We start from the raw sequence: 21,302 nt of genomic DNA, 5'->3' as shown, positions 1-21,302 counted from the left end.
GGGGGCTCCCCCCCCCGGGGCGGCCCCCCCCCCCCGGCGCCCGGGGGGGGGGGCCCGCCGCCCCCCCCCCCCCCCGCGGCGGGGGGGGGGGGGGGCGGGGCGGGGGGGCGCCCCCCCCCCGGCGGGGTGGAAGGGGGATCCGGGGCCTCGGATCAGGCGATCGAGAAGTCGTCGCCGAAGACGTTGCCCTGGCCGTACCAGCCGTGCAGGTAGACCGTGACCGTGCCGGACGCGCCCGTGGTGAACGGGACGGTCAGCTTGGTCCAGCCCGCCGAGTTCGTCCAGGTGCTGGCGGTGGCGCCGCCGCTCACCCCGAGGTAGGCGTAGTTGCCCTGCACCCAACCGCTCAGCGTGTACGAGGTGTTGGGTGCCAGCGTGACGGTCTGGGCGCACTGCCCGGTCTGGCCGCCGGTCGCCGCGGCCTGCAGCGCGTGGGAGCCGGAGTGGACCGGCGTGGAGACCACGGCGCCGCCGCTCTGGCAGGTCCACGGAGCCAGGCTGCCCGTCTCCAGACCGCCGTTCACCAGACCGGTCGGCGTGCCGCCGGTCACGGTGAGGGTGAAGGTCGCGGTGTGGCTGCCGGACGCGGCGCTGCCGGTGACGGTCAGCGGGTAGGTGCCGGGTGCGGTGGCCGCGGTGGTGGTGATGTTGAGCGTGGCGGCGGCGCCGGCGGTGACGCTGCCGGGGGTCACCGTGGCGCTCACACCCGCCGGGGCGCCGCTGACGGCGAGGTTGACCGTCTGCGCCGAACCCGAGGCCACGGCCGTGGAGACGGTCGCGCTGGTGGACGAGCCCGCCGCCACCGAACCGGAGGCCGGCGTGGCCGCGATGGAGAAGTCGTTACCGGGCTGAGTACCCGTCACCTTCAGGCTGAATGTCGCGGTGTGGCTGCCGGACGCGGCGCTGCCGGTGACGGTCAGCGGGTAGGTGCCGGGTGCGGTGGCCGCGGTGGTGGTGATGTTGAGCGTGGCGGCGGTGCCGGCGGTGACGCTGCCGGGGGTCACCGTGGCGCTCACACCCGCCGGGGCGCCGCTGACGGCGAGGTTGACCGTCTGCGCCGAACCGGCCGTGACGGCCGTGTTGACGGTCGCGCTGGTGGAGGAGCCCGCCACCACCGTACCCGAGGCCGGGCTCACCGCCACCGAGAAGTCGTTGGTGACCGGCGTGCCGCTGGTGAACGGCGCGAAGATGTGGGTGAAGTCCCAGGTGCCCTGGCTGATTCCGGAGCAGCTGTCGCTGCCCGCGGTGCCCGGGCAGCCGCCGTTGTCACGCTGAAGGGCCCAGAAGGACAGCGTGTTGACGCCCTTCGAGACCGCCCAGTTGTAGACCGTCGTGGCGTTGGCGACGGTGAAGGTCTCGGCCGGGCCGTAGTCGTCGACGCCGACCATCTCGATGATGCCGACCGAACCCCACAGCTGCGCCGGGGTCTTGGTCGGGTACAGCTTGGCCAGCTGGTTGTAGAGACCGGTCGCGGCGGTCTGGGTGTCGGCCGCCATGTCGTGGGTGGCGCCGTCGTAGTAGTCGAACGTCATGATGTTGACGACGTCGATCCGGGCGTTGTTGGTGACCGCGTTCTTCAGCACCGCCAGCCCGCTGGACGCCAGGCCGGTGGGGGTGGTCGGCAGGGTGTAGGAGAACTGGATCGAGCGGCCGTTGGCGGCGGCCCAGTCCTGCACCAGCTTGATCGCCTTGTTGCGGCGGTCGATACCGGCCGTGTTGGTCAGCGAGTTGTCCTCGATGTCGAGGTCGATCCGGCTGATGTCGTAGGTGGTGATGACGTTCTCGAAGGCCGCCGCGATCTGGTTCACGTCGGTGCAGCTGTCGGCGAGTTCGGTGCCCGTGTTGTCGGCGGTGTAGCCGCCGAAGGACGGGATGACGTCGCCGCCGCCTGCGCGGATGGCCGCGATGTCGGCGCCGAACGAGGAGGACGAGACGGGCAGTGAGCTGTCGCCGTTCCAATACGGCGTGCACGAGCCCTTGGTGGCGGTCTGCAGGAACGCCATGGTCAGGTGCTTGGCCCCGGACTGGGCCGCCAGGGTGGCCGGGCTCTGGCCCGTCCACGACTCGAAGTACGGTGCGAACACCCGGGTCGGCAGCGGGGTCGCGGCCTCGGCGGACGCCGCCCCGGCGGCCACCAGGCCGGCCGAGGCGGCGAGCACGGCACAGGCCGTCAGGGTGGCCTGGATCGTTCTGCGTAGACGCATGGGTTCTCCAACAGACTTGGTGGGGCAGGACGTTGGTGAAGCACTGGGTTGCGTGGCGGGGCATGCAACTGCGCGCGGCCGTGAAGCCGTGAAGCCGTGAAGCCGCTTGGCCGTGGACTGCGGAGCTGCGGACTTGCGGGAGCCGTGGAACTGCCAGGGTGGGGGCGTGCGGCGTGCGGGCGTGCGGTACCCCGTGGACGCGCGGAACGGACGGACGACGCTGCGTGGGCACGCGTTCGCCGTGCGGGTCGGGGGCGGTGCGGAGCAGGGCAGGGCAATGCCTCAGCCGCCGGTGGTCACACCCCCACAGTGCATCCCGGTCGGATCGACATGCTTATGGTTGGACTAGACCACTCGTCTGTCAAGACTCCTAACAGTTCGTCAACTGACAGATGTGGCAGTCGTCGGACGAACAATCCGCCTGTGGCGGGCGATGTCGCTCCGGGGATGATCGGCGCCGGATGTGATCTCGACGGGGGCTCCCGGGTCACCTGGCGACGGCGGCGCACCTCCCCGCCGCTGCTTCAGACGGGGGTGCGGGGGCCCGGCGGTGCGGGCGGTGTGGCGGTGCTGAGCGCGCAGGGTGCCGTGGCCGCGCGCCGGTCGTTGCGCGCGGCCACGGCGGCCCGGTGCTCAGGACACCGGGCAGCTCGGGGCGGGCCGGTCGGGGCCCGGGCCGAAGGGCCTCAGGTCGAAGGGCCAGGGGGCCTCAGGCCGGCGGGCAGAGGGTGCCGCGCAGTGCGTCGATGATCTTCTCGGCCTTCTCCGCGCCGAAGCCCTGCGGGTGGTCCGGGGTGGTGAAGCGCTGGTTGGCCAGTTCGACCAGCTTGGCGCGGTCCTTCGGGAACTGGTACATCGACTGGCACTGGTTGCGGGCCCGGTCGACGGCCTGCTCGGGCTTGCCGTCGACGATGGCCGGGTCGATCGCGTCCAGCGCGGCGACCAGCTGGGCGGAGCCGTCCGTGCCCGGCTTGGTGGGCAGCCCGGCGTCGGCGGGCGGTGCGGGCTTGGACGGTGCGGGGACGCCAGGGGCGGTCGCGTCCGGGGCCGGTGCGTCGGTGGCGGGCACCGACGGTGCGGGCGACGCGGGCGGCACCGGGGCGCCGGTCGTGGGGGCGGGCGCGGGCGCGGAGGCCGATGCGGGGGCGGACGCGGGCGCCGTGGGATCGGCCGGGGAGCCGGCGGGCGTGGTGGCCGAGGTGGCGCTCGGGGCGGTGGCGCTCGGGGCGGTCGCGGCGGAGGTGGTCCCGGACCCGGAGCTGGAGCAGGCGGCGAGGCTCACCGCGGCGAATGCCGTGAGGGTGGCGGCGAGGAGACGAGTGCGCATCCCGTCACACTGTCATGTTCGCGCCGCTCAAGGGAAGATCCCTTCCGGACCCACGCCCGCCCCGGACCCACGCCCGCCCCGGACCGGCACCCGGGGCCGCAGCCGGGCCTACCCGGCTGCGGCCCGAATCGCCCCCGGCTCAGCTCAGCCCGTTGGCCTTCAGCCAGTCCTTGGCGACCGCCGACGGGTCCTCCTTGTCCACGGCGACCCGCTTCATCAGCCCGGACAGGCCCGCCGTGTCCAGCTTCGCCGACACCGCGTTGAGCGCGGCCGTCGCCTTGGCGTCCACGCCCGCCTTGTTCACCAGCGGGGTGACGTTCTGCGCGCCGAAGATGTTCTTCGGGTCGGAGAGCGGCACGAGCTTCAGCTGGGTGATCTTCGGGTCGGTGGTGAAGACGTTGCCGACCTGGACCGAGCCGTCCTTCAGGGCGTTGGCCGTGGTCTCGCCGGTCGGCTTCCACTCCTTGAAGGTCAGCCCGTAGACGTCCTTGAACTGCTGCTCGCGGCGGGTCTTGAACTCCGGCGGGCCGCCGATGGTGAACTCGCCCGCCTTGGCGGCCAGGTCGGTGATGCTCTTCAGCTGGTACTTGTCGGCGCTCTCCTGGCTGACGCTCAGCGAGTCCTTGTCCTCGGCGGGCGAGGAGTCGAGGAGGCCCAGCGAGGCCGGCAGGGTGGTGGCGAGCGCGGCGTTGACCTCCTCCTTGGTGGCGGCGGTCGTCTTGGGGTCCAGGTAGGCGAGCAGCGCGCCGTTGTACTCGGGCAGCACGGTCAGGCTGCCGTCCTTGAGCTGCCCGTAGAGCAGCTCGCGGCTGCCGATGTTGAACTTCTCCTCGACCTTGACGCCCTTGGCCTTCAGCGCCTGCGAGTAGATCGAGCCGAGCAGGACGTTCTCGGGGAAGTTCGCCGAGCCGACCACCACGGTCGAGCCCGCGCCGTCGCCGGAGCCGCCGGTCTTCGAGCCGGAGGCCAGCGGGTCGCCGCCGGAGGAGCCGCAGGCGGTGGCGCCGAGGGCGAGCGCGGAGAGGGTGCCGAGAACCAGGAGGCGGCGGCCGTTGCCACGGTGGGCGGATGTCGACATGGTGATGTGTGTCCTTTCGGGAACGGGTGGGAGGATCAGCGGGCCCGGCGCTGGGCACGCAGCCCGGGCGGGAGCGCGTACCGGGCGAGCAGGGCGAAGAACAGCTGGGCGCCGACCGCGAGCAGCACCACCAACAGGGCACCGCCCACCGTCACCGCGAAGTTCCGGGTGGCCAGCCCGTCGATGACGTAGCGGCCGAGGCCGCCGAGGCCCACGTAGGCGGCGACCGTCGCCGTCGCGATGACCTGCACGGTCGCGGTGCGGAACCCCGCCAGCAGGGTCGGCAGCGCGGACGGCACGCAGACCTGCCACAGCACCTGCGGGTGGGTCAGCCCGATGCCCCGCGCCGCGTCCCGGACGTCCGGGTCGGTGCCGCGCACCCCCTCGACGGCGGCCACCAGCAGCGGCGGCGCGGCGAGCGCGACCAGCGGGATCAGCACGGCCGTGTCGCCGACCCCGGCGAGCAGGACCGCCAGCGTGACCAGCCCCAGCGTGGGCAGCGCGCGGGCGGCGCCGGCCAGCGAGGTGACGGCGGTGGCGCCGCGCCCGGTGTAGCCGATCAGCAGCCCGAGCGGGACGGCCAGCAGCGCGGCGTACAGCAGCGCCTCACCGGACAGCAGCAGGTGCTCGGCGACCCGGTTCACGATCGAGTCCGGGCCGCTGCGGCGGTCGGGGGAGGAGAAGAAGTCCCCCAGCCAGGAGAGCCAGTTCATCGGACCGCCCCCTTCTCGCGGACGGCCCACGGCGCGAGCACCCTCCGGGCGCCGACCAGCAGCAGGTCCACGGCCAGCGCGAGCGCCGCGATCAGCACGATCCCGGCCACGATCGGGGTCGGGAAGGTCCGCTGGAAGCCGTCGATGAACAGGTAGCCGAGACCGCCGCGGCCGACCAGGGCGCCCACGCTCGCCAGCGAGATGCTGGAGACCGCGGCCACCCGCAGCCCGGCGACCAGGTACGGGACGGAGGCCGGCAGTTCGACGGAGGCCAGCCGGTGCCACGGCCCGTACCCCATTGCGGTCGCCGCCTGCCGGACGGACTCCGGGACGGCGCGCAGCCCCTCCACCGTGGTCGGCAGCAGGACGGCGATCGCGTAGAAGGTGAGCGGGATCATCACGGTGGCCTGGGTGGCCAGCCCGGTGTAGGGGATGAGCACCACGAACACGGCCAGCGAGGGCAGCGCGTAGACGACGTTGAAGACGGCGGCGAACGGCTGGTAGAGCCGGGGGTAGCGGGTGCAGGCCAGGCCCAGCGGCACCGATACCAGCAGTCCGATCAGCACCGGGAGCAGGGCGATCACGGCGTGGTCGCGCAGCAGGTCGCCCAGGTAGCCGAGGTGGTCGCCGATCCAGTACCAGCGGACGATCGGTTCATCGTCCACCGGGAGCGCCCTCCTGCGGGACACCGGCGACGTCCTGGTCGGCCGGGATGGCCGACGCGGCCGCGGCAGCCGGTGCGGCAGGGGCAGCCGGTGCGTCCGCGGCAGTCGGTGCGGTTGGTGCGGCTGCGGGGGTCCGTCCGGCGGGTGCGGCCGGTACCGCGAGCGCGGCGAGGACCGCCTCCCGGGTGGCCGTGCCGGTGGCCCGGCCGTCGGCGTCCAGCGCGACCGCGACCCCGGCGGGGGAGAGGACGGCGGCGTCCAGCGCGGTGCGCAGGGTGTCGCTCCCGGGCCGGTAGCCGGCCGCCGGGTGCAGCTCGGCGGTGACGGCGGTCCGGTCGATCCAGCCGATCGGGCGCCGCTCGTCGTCCAGCGCCAGCTCCCAGCCCTCGTACCGCAGCCCGGCGGTCACCGGACGGGTGACGACGGTGCCGGCCGACCGCAGGCCCAGCCCGCGCAGACCGCGGTCGCGCCCGAGGAAGGCGGCCACGCCGTCGTCGGCGGGCGCGGTGAGCAGCGTGTGCGGGTCGGCGAGCTGGGCGATCCGGCCCTGCTCGCGCAGCACCACGACCTGGTCGCCGAGCCGGACGGCCTCCTCGATGTCGTGCGTCACGAACAGCACCGTCTTCTGCAGTTCGGACTGCAGCCGCAGGAGTTCGTCCTGAAGGCCCGCCCGGACCACCGGGTCGACGGCGCTGAACGGCTCGTCCATCAGCAGGACCGGGGGGTCGGCCGCCAGCGCCCGGGCCACGCCGACGCGCTGCTGCTGGCCGCCGGAGAGCTGGAACGGGTAGCGCTTGCCGGTCTCCGGCGCGAGGCCGACCAGCTCGAGCAGTTCGGCGGCGCGGGCCCGGGCCTTGCGGCGGTCCCAGCCGAGCAGGTACGGGACCGTGGCGATGTTGTCGATCACCTTGCGGTGCGGGAAGAGCCCGGCCTGCTGGATCACGTACCCGATGCCGCGGCGCAGCTTGGCCGGCTCCAGCTCGGCGACGTCGGTACCGTCCAGCAGCACCCGCCCCGAGGTCGGTTCGACCATCCGGTTGACCATGCGCAGCAGGGTGGTCTTGCCGCAGCCGGACGGGCCGACCAGCACGGTTATCCGACCGGTCGGAACGTCGAGGTCGAGGCCCCCGACGGCGATCGTGCCGTCGGGGTGGCGCTTGCCCGCGCCGTCGAATCTGATCAAGAGGAGTTTCCTAGCTCGGGCGCCCGGGTGGTGGCGGCGCCGATGGTGGCGGTCGGTCGGTCGGTGGCGGATTGCCGGTAGGTGACTGTCCGTGATGTCGGGGACATCTGTCGACCTACCTGCCTGGGCGTTCTTCCGCCCGCGTGGCTGCCCAGCTTTGGACCGGCGGAAACTCTGATCAGCCTATGACCTGAATTACCTCCTGTCCCTGAATTACCACCAGGTGGGACGGCCCGGACCGCCGGGTGACGGTCGGTCGGGTGCGGATCGGCCGTCGCGGTGCCGCGGCGCTGTGGCGGCCTGTGGCGGCCCTGTGGCGGCCCGCGACGGCTGCGGTGGCTGAGGCCCTGGGCCGTTCGGTCGTACCGCGGTACAGCCGATGGGCCGGTCGGCCGCTACCGCCGCTGGGCCGCCGCTGCCGCCGCCGGGCGCTCAGCCGCCCTGACGTGTCGGCAGCCCGGCGGCGGCCCAGCCGACGAAGCCGCCGTCCAGGTCGGTCGCCCGGTGCAGCCCGAGCTCCCGCAGGGAGGCGGCGGCCAGGCTGGAGGCGTAGCCCTCCGAGCAGACCACGATCACCTCCACGTCGTACCCGGAGGCCTCCGGGATGCGGTGGCTGCCCGTCGGGTCGAGCCGCCACTCCAGCACGTTGCGCTCGATCACCAGCGAGCCGGGGATCTCCCCCTCCGCGGCCCGCTGGGCGGCCGGCCGGATGTCCACCAGCAGCGCGCCCTCCAGGTGTGCGTCGTAGGCCTCGCGGGCCCGGGGGCGGTGGACGCCCTCGCGGGCGCGCTCCACCAGGTCGTCGATCGTGGTCACCATTGCTCCGGTCCTTCCACCGAGGTGCGGACGAGCCCGCCGGCCCGCAGGTCGTAGTGCGCCATCTCGCTCAGCGGCGGCGAGTAGGCGTGGATGGTGACGGCCGGTCCGGCCGTCGTGTTGCGGACGTCGTGCACGTACTCCGGGCCGAAGGCGCGGGCGGTGCCGGCCGGGATCCGCCGGATCAGCAGGCCCTGCTCCGGGCCGCCCAGGGACAGCTCCTCCAACTCGCCGAGTGCGACGGTGAACGCGCCGCGCGAGCCGCCGTGGTCGTGGAACCCGGTGGACTGGCCGGGCAGCCAGCTGATCAGCCAGACCTCGTGGTCCTGGTCGGCGGCCAGCCGCCGGTACCAGCGCTCCTCCATGGAGAGCCGGACGTGGTGGATCCACTGCTCGGGCCGCTCGGCCAGCTCGCGGACGATCTCGCGCAGCGTGCCCGGCGCCAGCGGGGCGGGGGCCTCCTCGACCGGTCCCGCCGACGCGGTGGCGGTGACGGACGTGGTGGCGGTGGCCGGGGAAGGGGCGTGGTCGGGGGCGAGGTCCAGGCTCATAGGGCGTCCTCGGGGAAGGCGGGAGAGACGGGGTCGCGCGGTGGCGGAGCCCGGGGGCGGGCGCGCCGACACGGCGGCAGGGTGCGCCCGGCGGGGCGCGTCAGGAACGTGGAGACGAGTGCGCGGTGCGGACCCCGGAAGACGTCACAGGGCGGGACCGGCGGGAAGGAGCAAGGTCAACAGGCACAGATGGAACTCGCCTGGCGTCGCAGATCGACGTGCAGGCGGCATACCAGAGTGGTGCCGGAGTCCATGCGCCGGATCTTTCCCGACGAAGCGGGCACGAGTCAAGCGAGCCCCGTCACCCCTGCGCGGCGCGCCGGGGCGGGGGAGGGGCCGGGGTGGGTGCGGCGCCGGGCGCCTCGGCGGACGGTACGCCGCTGCTCGGCGCCGCGCCGTCCGCCGCGGCCAGCGCCGCCTTGATCACGGGCGCCGCCTGCTCGCCCAGGTAGCGGCCCAGCGTCTGGTAGGCGTCGAACTGGCGGTGGTCGAACCACTGGTCGCTGGTGCTGTCGTTCGGGAAGGCCGCGTTGGCCACCGCGTAGGAGTGCAGCTCGTACGGCATGCCGGCGGTGAGCACGGCCTGGACGAGGACCAGCGTGCCGCGGCGCCCGCCGCCGCCCGTACCGCCGCCGTCCGCTCCTTGCCCGCTGCCGCCACCGCCGTCCGCTCCTTGCCCGCCGCCACCACCGCCGCCGCCGTCCGCTCCGGCGCCGCTGCGGCCGAGGTCGAGCGGATCCGGATAGTGGATGTCCCCGGTCACGACCACGGTGGCGGAGAGCCGCGCGGCCAGCTGCGCCGCCAGCCCGCGCAACGGCGCCGACCGCCCCTCGCCGTCCCCGCCCCCGTCCCCGCCGTCGGGCGGCCGGTCCGTCGCCGCGCTGCCGGGGATCAACCGCTCGGGCCCGTGCAGGGTGATGACGATGCCCAGCTCCTCACGGGCGAGGGTGATCGCCGCCGCGAGGGTGGCGGCGTAGGAGGTGTCCCCGCTGGCGTCGACGCAGACCGCCGTCCGTACGCCGTGCCGCAGCAGCTCGACCAGCCCCAGGTTCTCGTAGTGGCCGCCGTCGGTGGTGAGCAGGAAGCGGTCGTCCATCGGGAAGCGCCCGCACAGCTCCCGCAGTTGGTACTGGAGGCGGCGCACGGCCGGCTGCGGCGCACGCCGCCAGTCCTGCTCGGGCGCCCACTGCGCGGCGAGTGCGGCGGGGTTGGGAAGCCAGGTGCCGAGCCGGGAGTTGGTGACGGCGAACAGCCCCTGGTAGGCCCGGGACTGACGGCCCATCGCGGAGGAGAACGCGGCGCCGGAGACGGCCATCGCGGACTGCACCGTCAGATCCCGGGCGATGTGCCCGCGGGTGCGCCGCTCCAGCAGGTCCGTCCGGGCGTAGCCGACGTCCGGACCGCCCACGTAGTCGTGCGAGAAGGTGAACGACACCGCCCGGCGACCGGGTGGCGTTCGGGAGCTGCCGGACAGGTTCGCCGCGGCCGCGAAGATCACCTGGGGGAAGCCGGGGTGCCGGGCGCCGTAGTGGCTGAGCCAGGTCGGCTCCCGGAAGAACGGGTACGGGCGGGCCAGCGCCTCGCCGTCCTCGGTGGCCCGCCGGACGGCGAAGGCCGAGGCTAGCCGGAGCCGGTAGAACGGGTGCAGGCTCATCCAGGTCTGGTCCAGGTTGAGTCCGACGGCGCCCAGCACCACCGGCAGCAGCACCTGGGCGAGGACGGGCCAGTCGCGGCCGGTGGCGACCGCCCAGCCGAGGGCGAGCAGCGCCCCGACCGACAGCGCCGCGAGGGCCGCCCACACCGTCAGGTACTCGGCGAGCCCGCCGGCCAGTCCGCCGGCCTGCCGGGTGCCGCGCAGCAGGCGGCCGAGGCCGGTCGCGCCGAGCTCGATCGCCCGGCGTCCGCGCCACAGTATGCCGAGCAGCAGCGCCAGGTAGCTGAGCAGCACGGTGACGCTGAGGCCGGCGCCGGTCCGGCCCGCGTCGACCGCCATCGCCTGCTGCAGCCGGACCGCGCCCCAGGCCAGGCCCGGCAGCACCAGGGTGCCGGTGGCCACCAGCGCGGCCAGCGCGAGGGCCGCGTGCGAGAGCCGCCGCAGGGTGCGGGGCAGCGGGTTGTCCCAGCCGAGCAGGGGGAAGGCCAGCAGCCACAGCAGCCGGCAGCCGACGGCCGCCGCCCCCAGCCCGAGGGCGGCCCCCACGGCGGGCCGTCGGAGGTCGAGCGGGCCGAGGCGGGCGCCGCCGCCGGTGCCCAGGCCGATCGCGGCCAGGCCGTCCAGGTCGGTCAGTGGCACCAGGCGGTAGAACTGGCTGAGCCCGAGGCCGACCACCAGCACGGCGGCGAGCAGCAGCGTCAGTGCGGCGACCAGGCCGCGCAGCAGCGTCCAGAGGGCGACCAGCCACTGGCCGGCGCCGTCGGCCAGGTACTTGGAGTGGCGCCGGAGGTGGTCCTCCTCGGGTGAGCCGGGCTCCATCACGTTGTCCGAGGTCAGGCCGGAGGCGACGGGCACCGGGCAGCCGGGCGCGGAGTCGCTGAGCGCCAGCTGCATCGCCCCGACGGTGTACCCGCCGCCGGAGACGGAGACCAGGTAGCGGGCCTGCTGCAGCCAGGGGCGCAGCGCCTGCAGCGCACCGAGGGTGACACAGGCCGAGCGGATCCCGCCGCCGGAGACGCAGAAGCCGAGCCGGGCGTGCTCCCGGCCGGGCGGCACCCGGGCGCCGTTGCGCCAGCGGGCGTGCTGGTCGAGCGGCGGGTGGGCGCGGCGGTCGGGCGGCCAGCGCCCGCCGTGCGCCGTGGCCACCGGCCAGGGCGGGATCAGCTCGGGGCCGCCCTGGCCGCCCGCGGAGGGCGGGGCGGTCCCGGACGGGTCGGGCGGGCCCTGGGTCGCGGCCCCGGGGGCGGCCGGGTGGCGGGGCCGCTCGCGCCGGAGGGCGGCGGGCAGGGCGCGGCCGAGCGTGACGGCGAGCGCGGCCAGCGCGAACCCCCCGACCGGCAGGAGCAGCAGCCATCTGACGGTGGCGAGGCCCGCGGCGACGGCGAAGGGGGTGTCGGAGCCGCCGCCGGCCGCGAGCCGGTCGAGGCCGGCGCCGAGCAGGACGTCCTCCGCGAGGTCGCACAGGCCGGCCAGCAGTGCGCCGCCCGCCGCGCCGAGTGCGACGATCCTGGTCCGCGGCCGGGAGGCGACGTACGCGCCCAACAGGCAGGCGGAAAGCAGGGTCAGGGTGTAGCCGCCGATCAGCAAGTGGTCGGCCCGCAGCGCCGCGCGGTAGTCGCCGAGGCGGTCGCCGACCACGGCCGCGGCCGCCGCACGGGAGCCGGCCAGCTGAAGTCGGACGTCCTGCACCGGCGGGGCCCGGTGGGCGAACAGCAGGCTCCCCGACACGGCCGGCAGCAGCGATCCGAGGCCGAGCAGCAGACCCGCCCACGCCGGTACCGGGGGCCGCCGCGTCGGCTCCCGGGCCCAGGCGGCCAGGCGCCGGCCGCCTCGACCGGCCCGCCGCACGGCGGGCGCGACCGACTCCGCCTGCGGTGCGCCCGCACCCTGCTCCGGTACCGCCTGCTCCTGCTCCTGCTCCTGTGCCGCCGTCACGTCCACCTCCCCCGTGACCACTCCTGCCCGACCGCTTGCGCCGGACGACCCCGGCCGTGACCCTCCGATGCCGACCGGTGACGGACCGGAGCAGCATCATGGCGCTTCCTACCCCGACACGCAGTACCTCGCACAGGGATTCACTCAAATGAGTAAGAAGGAGGCTCGCGGGGTAGATGACCGTTTCATCCCATCCGGGAGACCCCGCGTGTCCGCGCAACAAGACCGCCCCAACCGCGTTGCGTCCGACGTATTGTCAGGCCACCGAAGCCGGGCCTACGGTCTACGCACCACGTTCTACGCACGTAGATTCGCGGGTGGAACACCCGTGGACCCGCAGGCGGATCCGCCCCGTCAACCCTCAGACCGCTGGCCCGACCCCCAGGCTGGGCCCCGGAGTTGCGGAGGTACCCATGTCGCAGATCGTCCGCGCCGCCCTCGTCCAGACCCGGTGGACCGGTGATCAGGAATCGATGATCGCCCTCCACGAGCGGTACGCCCGCGAGGCCGCCGCCCAGGGCGCGAAGATCATCGGATTCCAGGAGGTCTTCAACGCCCCGTACTTCTGCCAGGTCCAGGAACCCGAGCACTACCGCTGGGCCGAGGCCGTCCCCGACGGCCCCACCGTCGTCCGGATGCAGGACCTCGCCCGCGAACTCGGCCTGGTCGTCGTGGTCCCCGTCTACGAGGAGGACCAGCCCGGCGTCTACTACAACACCGCCGCCGTGATCGACGCCGACGGCCGCTACCTCGGCAAGTACCGCAAGCACCACATCCCCCAGGTCAAGGGCTTCTGGGAGAAGTACTACTTCAAGCCCGGCAACCTCGGCTGGCCCGTCTTCGACACCGCCGTCGGCAGGGTCGGCGTCTACATCTGCTACGACCGCCACTTCCCCGAGGGCTGGCGCGCCCTCGGCCTGGCCGGCGCACAGATCGTCTACAACCCCTCCGCCACCAGCCGCGGGCTCTCCGGCTACCTCTGGCAGCTCGAACAGCCCGCCGCCGCCGTCGCCAACGAGTACTTCGTCGCCGCCATCAACCGGGTCGGCACCGAGGAGTACGGCGACAACGACTTCTACGGCACCTCCTACTTCGTCGACCCGCGCGGCCAGTTCGTCGGCGACGTCGCCTCCGACAAGGAGGAGGAACTCGTCGTCCGCGACCTCGACCTCGGCCTGATCGAGCAGGTCCGCCAGCAGTGGGCGTTCTACCGCGACCGGCGGCCCGAGGCCTACGGACCCCTGACCGAGGCGTGAGAGGGGCCGACACCATGAGCCGAACCGTCATCCGCGGCGGCCTCGTCATCACCGCCACCGACGAACTGCACGCCGACGTCCTGATCGAGGGCGAGCGGATCGCCGCCCTCGCCGCCACCGGCAGCGACGCCGCCGCGGCCTGGGGAAACGGGGACGCCCAGGTCATCGACGCCGCCGGCCACTACGTCATCCCCGGCGGCGTCGACGCCCACACCCACATGCAACTGCCCTTCGGCGGCACCTCGGCCTCCGACACCTTCGAGACCGGCACCCGCGCCGCCGCCTGGGGCGGCACCACCACCATCGTCGACTTCGCCGTCCAACCCGTCGGCGGCGCCCTGCGCGAGGGCCTCGACGCCTGGCACGCCAAGGCCGACGGCAACTGCGCCATCGACTACGCCTTCCACACCATCGTCTCCGACGTCAACGACGGCGTGCTCAAGGAGATGGACGCCCTCGTCGACTCCGGCGAATCCACCTCCTTCAAGCTCTTCATGGCCTACCCCGGCGTCTTCTACAGCGACGACGGACGCATCCTGCGCGCCATGCAGCGCGGCGCCGCCAACGGCGGGCTGATCATGATGCACGCCGAGAACGGCATCGCCATCGACGTCCTGGTCGAACAGGCCCTCGCCGCCGGCCGCACCGACCCCCGCTACCACGGCGAGGTCCGGCACGAACTCCTGGAGGCCGAGGCCACCCACCGCGCGATCAGGCTCGCCCAGGTCGCCGGCAGCCCGCTCTACGTCGTCCACGTCTCCGCCGCCTCCGCCCTCGCCGAACTCGCCCAGGCCCGCGACGCCGGCCTCAACGTCTTCGGCGAGACCTGCCCGCAGTACCTGTTCCTCTCCACCGACAACCTCGCCGAGCCCGGCTTCGAGGGCGCCAAGTACGTGTGCAGCACCCCGCTGCGCCCCCGCGAGCACCAGGAGGCGCTCTGGCGGGGGCTGCGCACCAACGACCTCCAGGTGGTCTCCACCGACCACTGCCCGTTCTGCTTCGTCGGCCAGAAGGAGCTCGGCCGGGGCGACTTCTCCAAGATCCCGAACGGCCTTCCGGGCGTGGAGAACCGGATGGACCTGCTCCACCAGGCCGTGGTCGACGGTCGGATCAGCAGGCGCCGCTGGGTCGAGATCGCCTGCACCACGCCCGCCCGGATGTTCGGCCTGCACCCGCGCAAGGGGACCATCGCCCCCGGCGCCGACGCCGACCTGGTCGTCTACGACCCCACCGCCGTCCAGACCGTCTCCGCGGCCACCCACCACATGAACGTCGACTACTCGGCCTACGAGGGCCGCCAACTCACCGGCCGCGCCCGGACGGTGCTCTCCCGCGGCACCGTCCTCGTGGACGGCGGAAGCTGGCACGGACGGGCCGGCCACGGCGCCTTCCTGCGCCGGGACACCTGCCAGTACCTCACCTGAGCCTCCGCTTTCCCTCCTCCCCTCTCCCTGCCCGGCCGCTGCCCGGGGGCCGTCACCGCCGGCCCCCGGGTGGCCCCTTCCCTGGAGCGCCCCCATGGACATCGGCCTCGTCCTGCAGACCGACCCGCCCGCCCGCCTGCTCATCGACCGCATGGTCCGCGCCGAGCGGGCCGGCTTCACCCACGGCTGGACCTTCGACTCCTGCGTGCTCTGGCAGGAACCCTTCGTCATCTACAGCCGGATCCTGGCCGAGACCGAGCGGCTGACCGTCGGCCCGATGGTCACCAACCCCTCCACCCGTACCTGGGAGGTCACCGCCTCCCTCTTCGCCACCCTCAACGACATGTACGGCAACCGCACCGTCTGCGGCATCGGCCGCGGCGACTCCGCGATGCGCGTCGCCGGCCGCCGCCCCGCCACGCTCGCCCGGCTCTCCGAGGCCATGAACGCCATCAAGACCCTGGCCGAAGGCCGTTCGATCGAGGTGGACGGCACCGAGATGCACCTGCCCTGGGTGCGGTCCGGCGCCGAACTGCCCATCTGGATGGGCGCGTACGGCCCCAAGGCACTCGCCCTGACGGGCCATCAGGCCGACGGCTTCATCCTGCAGCTCGCCGACCCGTACCTCACCGAGTACATGATCAAGGCCGTCCGGGCGGCCGCCGCCGAGGCCGGCCGCGACCCCGCCGCGCTCACCATCTGCGTCGCCGCCCCCGCCTACGTCACCGACGACGACTCCCCGGCCGCCCTCGCCCACGCCCGCGAACAGTGCCGCTGGTTCGGCGGCATGGTCGGCAACCACGTCGCCGACCTGGTCACCCACTACGGCGAGCACTCCGACCTCGTCCCCGAGGCCCTCACCGACTACATCAAGGACCGGCAGGGCTACGACTACAGCCACCACGGTCGCGCCGGAAACCCCGACACCGCCTTCGTCCCCGACGAGATCGTCGACCGCTTCTGCCTCATCGGACCGGTGGCCACCCAGTTGGAACGCCTGGAGCGGCTCCGCGCCCTCGGCGTCGACCAGTTCGCCGTCTACGCGATGCACGACGCCGTCGAACAGACCATCGACGCGTACGGCGCCGACGTCATCCCGCACCTGGCCGAAGGGGCCCGCCGGTGACCGGAACCGGCGCGATAGGGGCCGGCGCAGCCGCACCCGAGATCCAGCACCCCGACGGCCGAGTCGAGTTGGACCCGGCCGTCACCCTCCCGGCCAACGGCTTCACCAACGACGACCTGCTGCCCGTCCCCGTCGCCGGGCGCACCTGGACCACCTACAACTTCCTCGCGCTGTGGGTCGGCATGGCCCACAACATCCCGTCCTGGACGCTGGCTTCGGGCCTGGTCGCGCTCGGCATGGACTGGAAGCAGGCCGTCCTCACCATCGCGCTCGGCAATCTGATCGTGCTCGGGCCGATGCTGCTCACCGGCCATGCCGGGACCAAGTACGGGATCCCGTTCCCGGTCTTCGCCCGCGCGTCCTTCGGCCTGCGCGGCGCCAACCTGCCCGCACTCGTCCGGGCCGCCGTCGCCTGCGCCTGGTTCGGCATCCAGACCTGGATCGGCGGCTCCGGGATCTTCCTGCTGGCGGGCAAGCTGTTCGGCGAATCCTGGCGGACCGCGGCGGAGTTCGGCGGCCACCCGTGGACGCTCTGGCTCTCCTTCCTGCTGTTCTGGGCGGTCCAGATGGCGATCATCCACCGCGGGATGGACACGCTGCGGAGGGTGGAGAACTGGGCCGCCCCGTTCGTCATCGTGGGCGCGGTGGCCCTGCTGGTGTGGATCGCGGTGAAGGCCGGCGGGCTCGGCACACTGCTGTCGCAGCCCTCCGAACTCGGTTGGGGCGGCGAGTTCTGGAAGGTCTTCTTCCCCGGGCTGATGGGCATGATCGGGTTCTGGGCCACCCTCAGCCTCAACATCCCCGACTTCACCCGCTTCGGGGGCGGCCAGCGCGCCCAGGCGCTCGGCCAGGCGCTGGGCCTGCCGACCACCATGACGGCCTTCGCGGTGCTCTCGGTGCTGGTCACCTCGGGCTCGGAGGCCGTCTACGGCACGGCGATCTGGGACCCGATCGAACTCACCGCGAAGATCGACAGTGTGCCGGGGATCATCTTCGCCCTGGTCACCGTGCTGGTCGCGACCCTCTCGGTGAACATCGCCGCCAACGTCGTCTCACCCGCCTACGACCTGGCCAACCTCGCGCCGCGCCTCGTCGACTTCCGTACGGGGGCGCTGATCACGGGCGTGGTGGGGATCGCGATCTTCCCGTGGAAGCTGCTCTCCAGCCCCGAGATGTACATCTTCACCTGGCTGGGCCTGGTCGGCGGCGTGCTCGGTACGGTGGCCGGCATCCTGATCGCCGACTACTGGATCGTCCGCCGCACCCTCCTCGACCTGGCCGCTCTCTACACGCCGGGCGCCGGACCCTACTGGTACCGGTCGGGTTGGAACTGGCGCGCCGTGCTCTCCTTCGGCGTGGGCGGTCTGCTCGCCGTCGGCGGCTCGTACTCCACCGTCGACTCCGCCGGGGCGGCGACCGGCCCGTTCCCCGTCGACGGCCTGATCCCGGCGCTGAAGCCGCTCGCCGACTACGGCTGGGCCGTGGGCTTCGCGACCGGTCTGCTGCTTTACACGGTGCTGAGCCTGGACTCCCGGGCCCGACAGGGGTGATGGCGCCGGGGCGGCTCGGCCGGCCATCCGGGCTGCCTCCGGTCGCCGGGGCCGTCCGACGGAGCCGTCCGACGGGGCTTCTCAACCCGCCAGGCGCTCGGCGGTGGTCAGCACCTTGGCGGCGCCGTCCTCGGTGGCGAGGGTGGCGGCGAGGGACCGTGCGCGCTCGAGGTGGCGGGGGTCGTCCAGGGCCCGGCGGATCGCGGCGGCCAGGAGCGGGGCGGTGAGCCGGTGCAGCGGGACGGGCCCGGGGGAGACGCCGAGGCGGGTGGCGCGGGCGGACCAGAACGGCGCGTCGAGCTGGCCGGGGACGGGGACGGCGGGCGCTCCGGCGCGCAGGGCCGCGGCGGTGGTGCCGGCGCCGGCGTGGTGGACGACGGCTGCCATCCGCGGGAAGAGCCAGTGGTGCGGGGTGTCGCCGACGGTGAGGACGGTCTCGCTGTCGGCGCCGCCGAGGCCGCTCCAGCCGGACTGGAGGACCGCCCGGACCTTGGCGGCCCGTACGGCGGCGAGGACGGTGGCGGTGAGCCGCTCCGGATCCGGGACGACCAGGCTGCCGAAGCCGACGAAGACGGGCGGCGGGCCGGCGGCGAGGAAGTCGACGAGGCGGGACGGGGGCTGCCAGGCGGGGTCCTGGTGCGGCCACCAGTAGCCGACGACGTCGAGGCCGGGGTGCCAGTCGGCGGGCCGGGGGATCACGGCGGGGGAGAAGCCGTGCAGGATCCGCTGGTTGCGGCGGGCGCGGGCGATCCCCCGTGGCGGCAGGCCGAGTCGGTGGCGCAACCCGCGGACGGCGGGGGCGAAGAGTTGGTCGACGGCGGCCTGGACGGCATGGCCGGCGAGCAGGTTCCCGGTGCGGCCGAGGGACCGGGTGCCGGTCACGGCCGGGGCGAACTCGCGGGTGGGGGCCAGCGGTTGGAGGTACAGGGCGAGGCTGGGGATGCCGGCGGCCTCGGCGACGGCCTGGCCGAAGGCGGCGGTGGTGCCGGTGGTGAGCAGGAGGTCGGCGCCCAGGGCGGTGGCGTCGGCGATGCCGCCGCCGAGGGCGGGCATGAACGCACGGCCCAGGCGCAGGAGTCGAAGGACCGCCGACGGCCCGGAGCCGGCCTGCAGAAGGCGTTGGCCCCGGGCGGAGGCGAGTTCCTCGCGGGGGTCGATCGGGAGCGGGCGGAACTCCAGGCCGGCGGCGCGTACGGAGTCGGCGAAGGTGCCGTGGGTGGCCACCGCCACCTGGTGGCCGGCCGCCTGGAGGCGGGTGCCGAGACCGGTGAAGGGGGCGACGTCACCCCGGGAGCCGGCGGCGGCGATCAGGATGCGCATGGCCGCAGTATCGCGCCGCCCGCCGGTCCGGGCGAGGACGCCACGCATGGGGCCTCGCCTACGGGCCACGCCAGGCGGGCGGCGTGATCCGAAGGAGCAGCCCTGGGCCCGGGAACCGGACAGGTGTGCGCCGGCGTCCACGGCAGTGGAGCGGTCGGCTCGGGTGCCGCCGCGACGGAGGGCGGGAGGACGGACGGATGAGCATCGTCGCGTGGATCGTGCTGGGGCTGGTGGCCGGGGCCCTGGCCAAGCTGCTGCTGCCGGGGAAGGACCCGGGCGGCCTGGTGGTGACCACCCTGATCGGCATCGCCGGGTCCTTCGTCGGGGGCTGGATCGCCTCGAAGGTCTTCCACCGGTCGGTGTCGGCGCATTTCTTCGACCTGGCGACCTGGGCCTCGGCGATCGGCGGGGCCCTGGTGCTGCTGATCCTCTACCGGATCTTCTTCGGGAACTCCCGCAGCTGACGTGATGTGACGCACCGGCGGGGCCGGTCCGGCCGCGGCCTCCTGGCCGTCCGCCGGCCGGCCCTGAGCCGTCTGCGCTCAGGGGGTGCGGAGCAGGCCGCCGAGCAGCAGGGACCACACCGCCTCGAGGCGGTCCGGAGCGCTCGGGTCGTTCCACTCCACCGCGTACGCCGGGTCGTGGAAGTGCGCGGTCGCCTCGAACACGGCCCTGGCGGTCGTGGCGATGTGGGTGGGGCGGAAGTCCCCGGCCTCGACGCCGTCCTGGATGATCTGGCCGATCTGGGCGATCAGGGTCTCGATGTGGGCCTCGACCGTGCTGCCGGTCTCCGGGATCAGTGCCATGTAGGTGGCGAACAGCTCCGGGTCGTCGAGCGCCTTCTTCTTCTTGGCCGTGAACAGGGTCACCAGCCAGCGGTGCAGGCGCTCCACGGCGGGGCCGGGTTCGACGGCGACGAGTTCGAGGCTGGTGTGCGTCTGGTCGAGCCAGCGCCGGGTGACGGCGTCGCGCAGTGCCGCCTTGCTGGGGAAGTGGCGGTAGACGCTGCCGTGGCTGACACCGAGGGTGCGGGCGACGTCCACGACGGTGGCCTTGGCCGGGCCGAACCGCCTGAGGACGTCCTCCGCCGCGCTCAGGATCTGCTCGGGGGTGAGTGCGTTGTCCGTGGTCACGGGGACACGTCCTTACGGGTGGTGCGTCCGCCACCGGGGTGGCGCACGGTCGTGCGGCTGACAGGCGGTCCGGCGCTCGGTGGCGAGCCCGTCGGCGGCGTCCGCCGCGCTCAGTGCTCGCTGTCGAGATGGGCCATCTGTGCGGCAGCGTACCTGTCCCCGGCGGCGGACCCGGCGGGGACCGCGGCCTCGATGGCGGCGAGGTCGGCCGGAGTGAGCTCGACGTCCAGCGCGCCGAGGGCCTCGGCGAGGCGGTCGCGGCGGCGGGCACCGACCAGCGGGACGATGTCCTCGCCGCGCGAGGCGACCCAGGCGATCGCGACCTGCGCGACGGTGGCGCCCTTGGCGGTGGCGATCGCCCGCAGGGCCTCGACCAGGGTGAGGTTGTGGGTGAGGTTGTCGCCCTGGAAGCGCGGGCTGTGGCCGCGGAAGTCCGTACCGGCCAGCTCGCGGTCGGGGCTCCAGTGGCCGCTGAGCAGGCCGCGCGAGAGCACGCCGTAGGCGGTGATGCCGATGCCCAGCTCGCGGGCGGTGGGCAGGATCCCCGCCTCGACGGAGCGGGAGATGAGCGAGTACTCGATCTGCAGGTCGCTGATCGGGTGCACGGCGGCCGCGCGCCGCAGGGTGTCGGCGCCGACCTCGGACAGGCCGATGTGGCGGACGTAGCCGGCCTTGACCATGTCGGCGATGGCGCCGACGGTCTCCTCGATCGGGACCTTCGGGTCCAGCCGGGCCGGGCGGTAGACGTCGATGTAGTCGGTGCGCAGGCGGCGCAGGGTGTACGCGAGGGAGGACTTGGTGGCGGCCGGGCCGGCGTCGTAGCCCAGCCAGTCGTTGGCGGGGCTGCGCTGGGCTCCGAACTTCACGCTGATCTGGACGTCCTCGCGGTTGCGGCCGCGCAGTGCGTCGTGGATCAGCAGCTCGTTGTGGCCCATGCCGTAGAAGTCGCCGGTGTCGAGCAGGGTGACGCCGGCGTCGAGGGCGGCGTGGATGGTGGCGATGCTCTCGGCCTCGTCGGCGGGGCCGTAGAGGTCGGACATGCCCATGCAGCCGAGGCCGAGGGCGGAGGTGGCCGGGCCGGTGGCGCCGAGGGTGGTGCGGGGGGTGGTGGGCACGGTGGGCTCCTGGTGGCGGGGAGGGGGTGGCTGACGTGTTTCAACTATGGCATGACGGATGACAGATTTCAATATCTGTCATCCGTCATCCGTCATCCGTTATTCGTCACCTGAAGTCCGTCATTCGTCACCGCCGTGGGGGGGGGGGGGGGGGGCCCCCCCCCCCCCCCCCCCCCGCCCCCCCCCCCCCCCCCCCGGCGCCCCACCCCCCGCCCCCCCGGGCCCCCCCCCCCCCCCCCCCCCCCCCCCGCG

Annotated in this window: 18 protein-coding genes; 5 read left to right on the top strand and 13 right to left on the bottom strand. The window is 73.9% G+C overall.

The features are described 5' to 3' along the window. Window positions 1–152: 152 nt before the first annotated feature. From ACIGZJ_RS05400 to ACIGZJ_RS05355, 10 genes are all read right to left on the bottom strand, one after another. A complete protein-coding gene (locus ACIGZJ_RS05400) occupies window positions 153–2,204 on the bottom strand; it encodes a glycosyl hydrolase family 18 protein (RefSeq protein ID WP_396456036.1) in 2,052 nt (683 codons plus the stop codon). Window positions 2,205–2,913: 709 nt separating this feature from the next. Next, window positions 2,914–3,531 carry a hypothetical protein gene (locus ACIGZJ_RS05395; protein WP_396456035.1) on the bottom strand — a complete coding sequence of 206 codons (618 nt, stop codon included), beginning with the start codon at window positions 3,529–3,531 and terminating at the stop codon, window positions 2,914–2,916. A 139-nt stretch (window positions 3,532–3,670) separates the two neighbouring features. Next, complete coding sequence (locus tag ACIGZJ_RS05390; RefSeq protein WP_396456034.1) at window positions 3,671–4,609, bottom strand: ABC transporter substrate-binding protein; 939 nt, start codon at window positions 4,607–4,609, stop codon at window positions 3,671–3,673. 35 nt (window positions 4,610–4,644) lie between these two features. Next, a complete protein-coding gene (locus ACIGZJ_RS05385) occupies window positions 4,645–5,322 on the bottom strand; it encodes an ABC transporter permease (RefSeq protein ID WP_392931844.1) in 678 nt (225 codons plus the stop codon). Beyond that, on the bottom strand, window positions 5,319–5,987 hold the full coding sequence (locus tag ACIGZJ_RS05380) for an ABC transporter permease (RefSeq protein ID WP_392931843.1): 669 nt from the start codon (window positions 5,985–5,987) through the stop codon (window positions 5,319–5,321). Before ACIGZJ_RS05380 ends, ACIGZJ_RS05385 begins: the two co-directional genes overlap by 4 nt. Then, window positions 5,977–7,170: an ABC transporter ATP-binding protein gene (locus ACIGZJ_RS05375; RefSeq protein WP_396456033.1), complete on the bottom strand. Its 1,194-nt coding sequence runs from the start codon at window positions 7,168–7,170 to the stop codon at window positions 5,977–5,979. Before ACIGZJ_RS05375 ends, ACIGZJ_RS05380 begins: the two co-directional genes overlap by 11 nt. 432 nt (window positions 7,171–7,602) lie before the next feature. Continuing rightward, a complete protein-coding gene (locus tag ACIGZJ_RS05370; RefSeq protein ID WP_392931839.1) occupies window positions 7,603–7,989 on the bottom strand; it encodes a rhodanese-like domain-containing protein in 387 nt (128 codons plus the stop codon). After that, window positions 7,983–8,537 carry a cysteine dioxygenase gene (locus ACIGZJ_RS05365; RefSeq protein WP_396456032.1) on the bottom strand — a complete coding sequence of 185 codons (555 nt, stop codon included), beginning with the start codon at window positions 8,535–8,537 and terminating at the stop codon, window positions 7,983–7,985. The genes ACIGZJ_RS05370 and ACIGZJ_RS05365 overlap by 7 nt, the downstream gene beginning before the upstream one ends. A 176-nt stretch (window positions 8,538–8,713) precedes the next feature. Then, entirely contained in the window at window positions 8,714–8,791 is a 78-nt protein-coding gene (locus ACIGZJ_RS05360; protein WP_101948289.1) for a putative leader peptide, read from the bottom strand. Between the two features lie 47 nt (window positions 8,792–8,838). Continuing rightward, entirely contained in the window at window positions 8,839–12,126 is a 3,288-nt protein-coding gene (locus ACIGZJ_RS05355; RefSeq protein WP_396456031.1) for a hypothetical protein, read from the bottom strand. A gap of 413 nt (window positions 12,127–12,539) precedes the next feature. On the opposite strand from ACIGZJ_RS05355, the gene ACIGZJ_RS05350 reads away from it, so the two are divergent. The 4 genes from ACIGZJ_RS05350 (at window position 12,540) to ACIGZJ_RS05335 (ending at window position 17,482) form a co-directional block, all read left to right on the top strand. Beyond that, window positions 12,540–13,382 carry a nitrilase-related carbon-nitrogen hydrolase gene (locus ACIGZJ_RS05350; RefSeq protein ID WP_396456030.1) on the top strand — a complete coding sequence of 281 codons (843 nt, stop codon included), beginning with the start codon at window positions 12,540–12,542 and terminating at the stop codon, window positions 13,380–13,382. A gap of 14 nt (window positions 13,383–13,396) precedes the next feature. Then, window positions 13,397–14,806 carry a dihydropyrimidinase gene (gene hydA / locus ACIGZJ_RS05345; RefSeq protein ID WP_396456029.1) on the top strand — a complete coding sequence of 470 codons (1,410 nt, stop codon included), beginning with the start codon at window positions 13,397–13,399 and terminating at the stop codon, window positions 14,804–14,806. Between the two features lie 94 nt (window positions 14,807–14,900). Next, entirely contained in the window at window positions 14,901–15,932 is a 1,032-nt protein-coding gene (locus tag ACIGZJ_RS05340; RefSeq protein WP_396456028.1) for a TIGR03842 family LLM class F420-dependent oxidoreductase, read from the top strand. After that, window positions 15,929–17,482, top strand: a complete 1,554-nt coding sequence (locus ACIGZJ_RS05335; protein ID WP_396456027.1) for an NCS1 family nucleobase:cation symporter-1 — start codon at window positions 15,929–15,931, stop codon at window positions 17,480–17,482. Before ACIGZJ_RS05340 ends, ACIGZJ_RS05335 begins: the two co-directional genes overlap by 4 nt. A gap of 81 nt (window positions 17,483–17,563) precedes the next feature. On the opposite strand, the gene ACIGZJ_RS05330 is transcribed toward ACIGZJ_RS05335, so the two are convergent. Further along, window positions 17,564–18,802, bottom strand: coding sequence for a glycosyltransferase (locus tag ACIGZJ_RS05330; RefSeq protein ID WP_396456026.1), 1,239 nt, complete (start codon window positions 18,800–18,802; stop codon window positions 17,564–17,566). A 197-nt stretch (window positions 18,803–18,999) separates the two neighbouring features. On the opposite strand from ACIGZJ_RS05330, the gene ACIGZJ_RS05325 reads away from it, so the two are divergent. Continuing rightward, entirely contained in the window at window positions 19,000–19,266 is a 267-nt protein-coding gene (locus ACIGZJ_RS05325) for a GlsB/YeaQ/YmgE family stress response membrane protein (RefSeq protein WP_392931823.1), read from the top strand. Window positions 19,267–19,344: 78 nt separating this feature from the next. On the opposite strand, the gene ACIGZJ_RS05320 is transcribed toward ACIGZJ_RS05325, so the two are convergent. Both ACIGZJ_RS05320 and ACIGZJ_RS05315 read right to left on the bottom strand, forming a co-directional pair. Next, the gene (locus ACIGZJ_RS05320) at window positions 19,345–19,935 is read right to left on the bottom strand and encodes a TetR family transcriptional regulator (protein ID WP_396456025.1); all 591 of its coding nucleotides are present in this window, start codon (window positions 19,933–19,935) and stop codon (window positions 19,345–19,347) included. Between the two features lie 110 nt (window positions 19,936–20,045). Beyond that, window positions 20,046–21,050, bottom strand: coding sequence for an aldo/keto reductase (locus ACIGZJ_RS05315; RefSeq protein WP_396456024.1), 1,005 nt, complete (start codon window positions 21,048–21,050; stop codon window positions 20,046–20,048). Window positions 21,051–21,302 lie beyond the last annotated feature (252 nt).

The organism is Kitasatospora sp. NPDC052868 (assembly GCF_044547105.1).
In the GTDB taxonomy this organism is placed as follows: Bacteria; Actinomycetota; Actinomycetes; order Streptomycetales; family Streptomycetaceae; genus Kitasatospora.
Note: the sequence above shows the minus strand (reverse complement) of the source record. Positions and strands in the feature narration are given on the sequence as shown.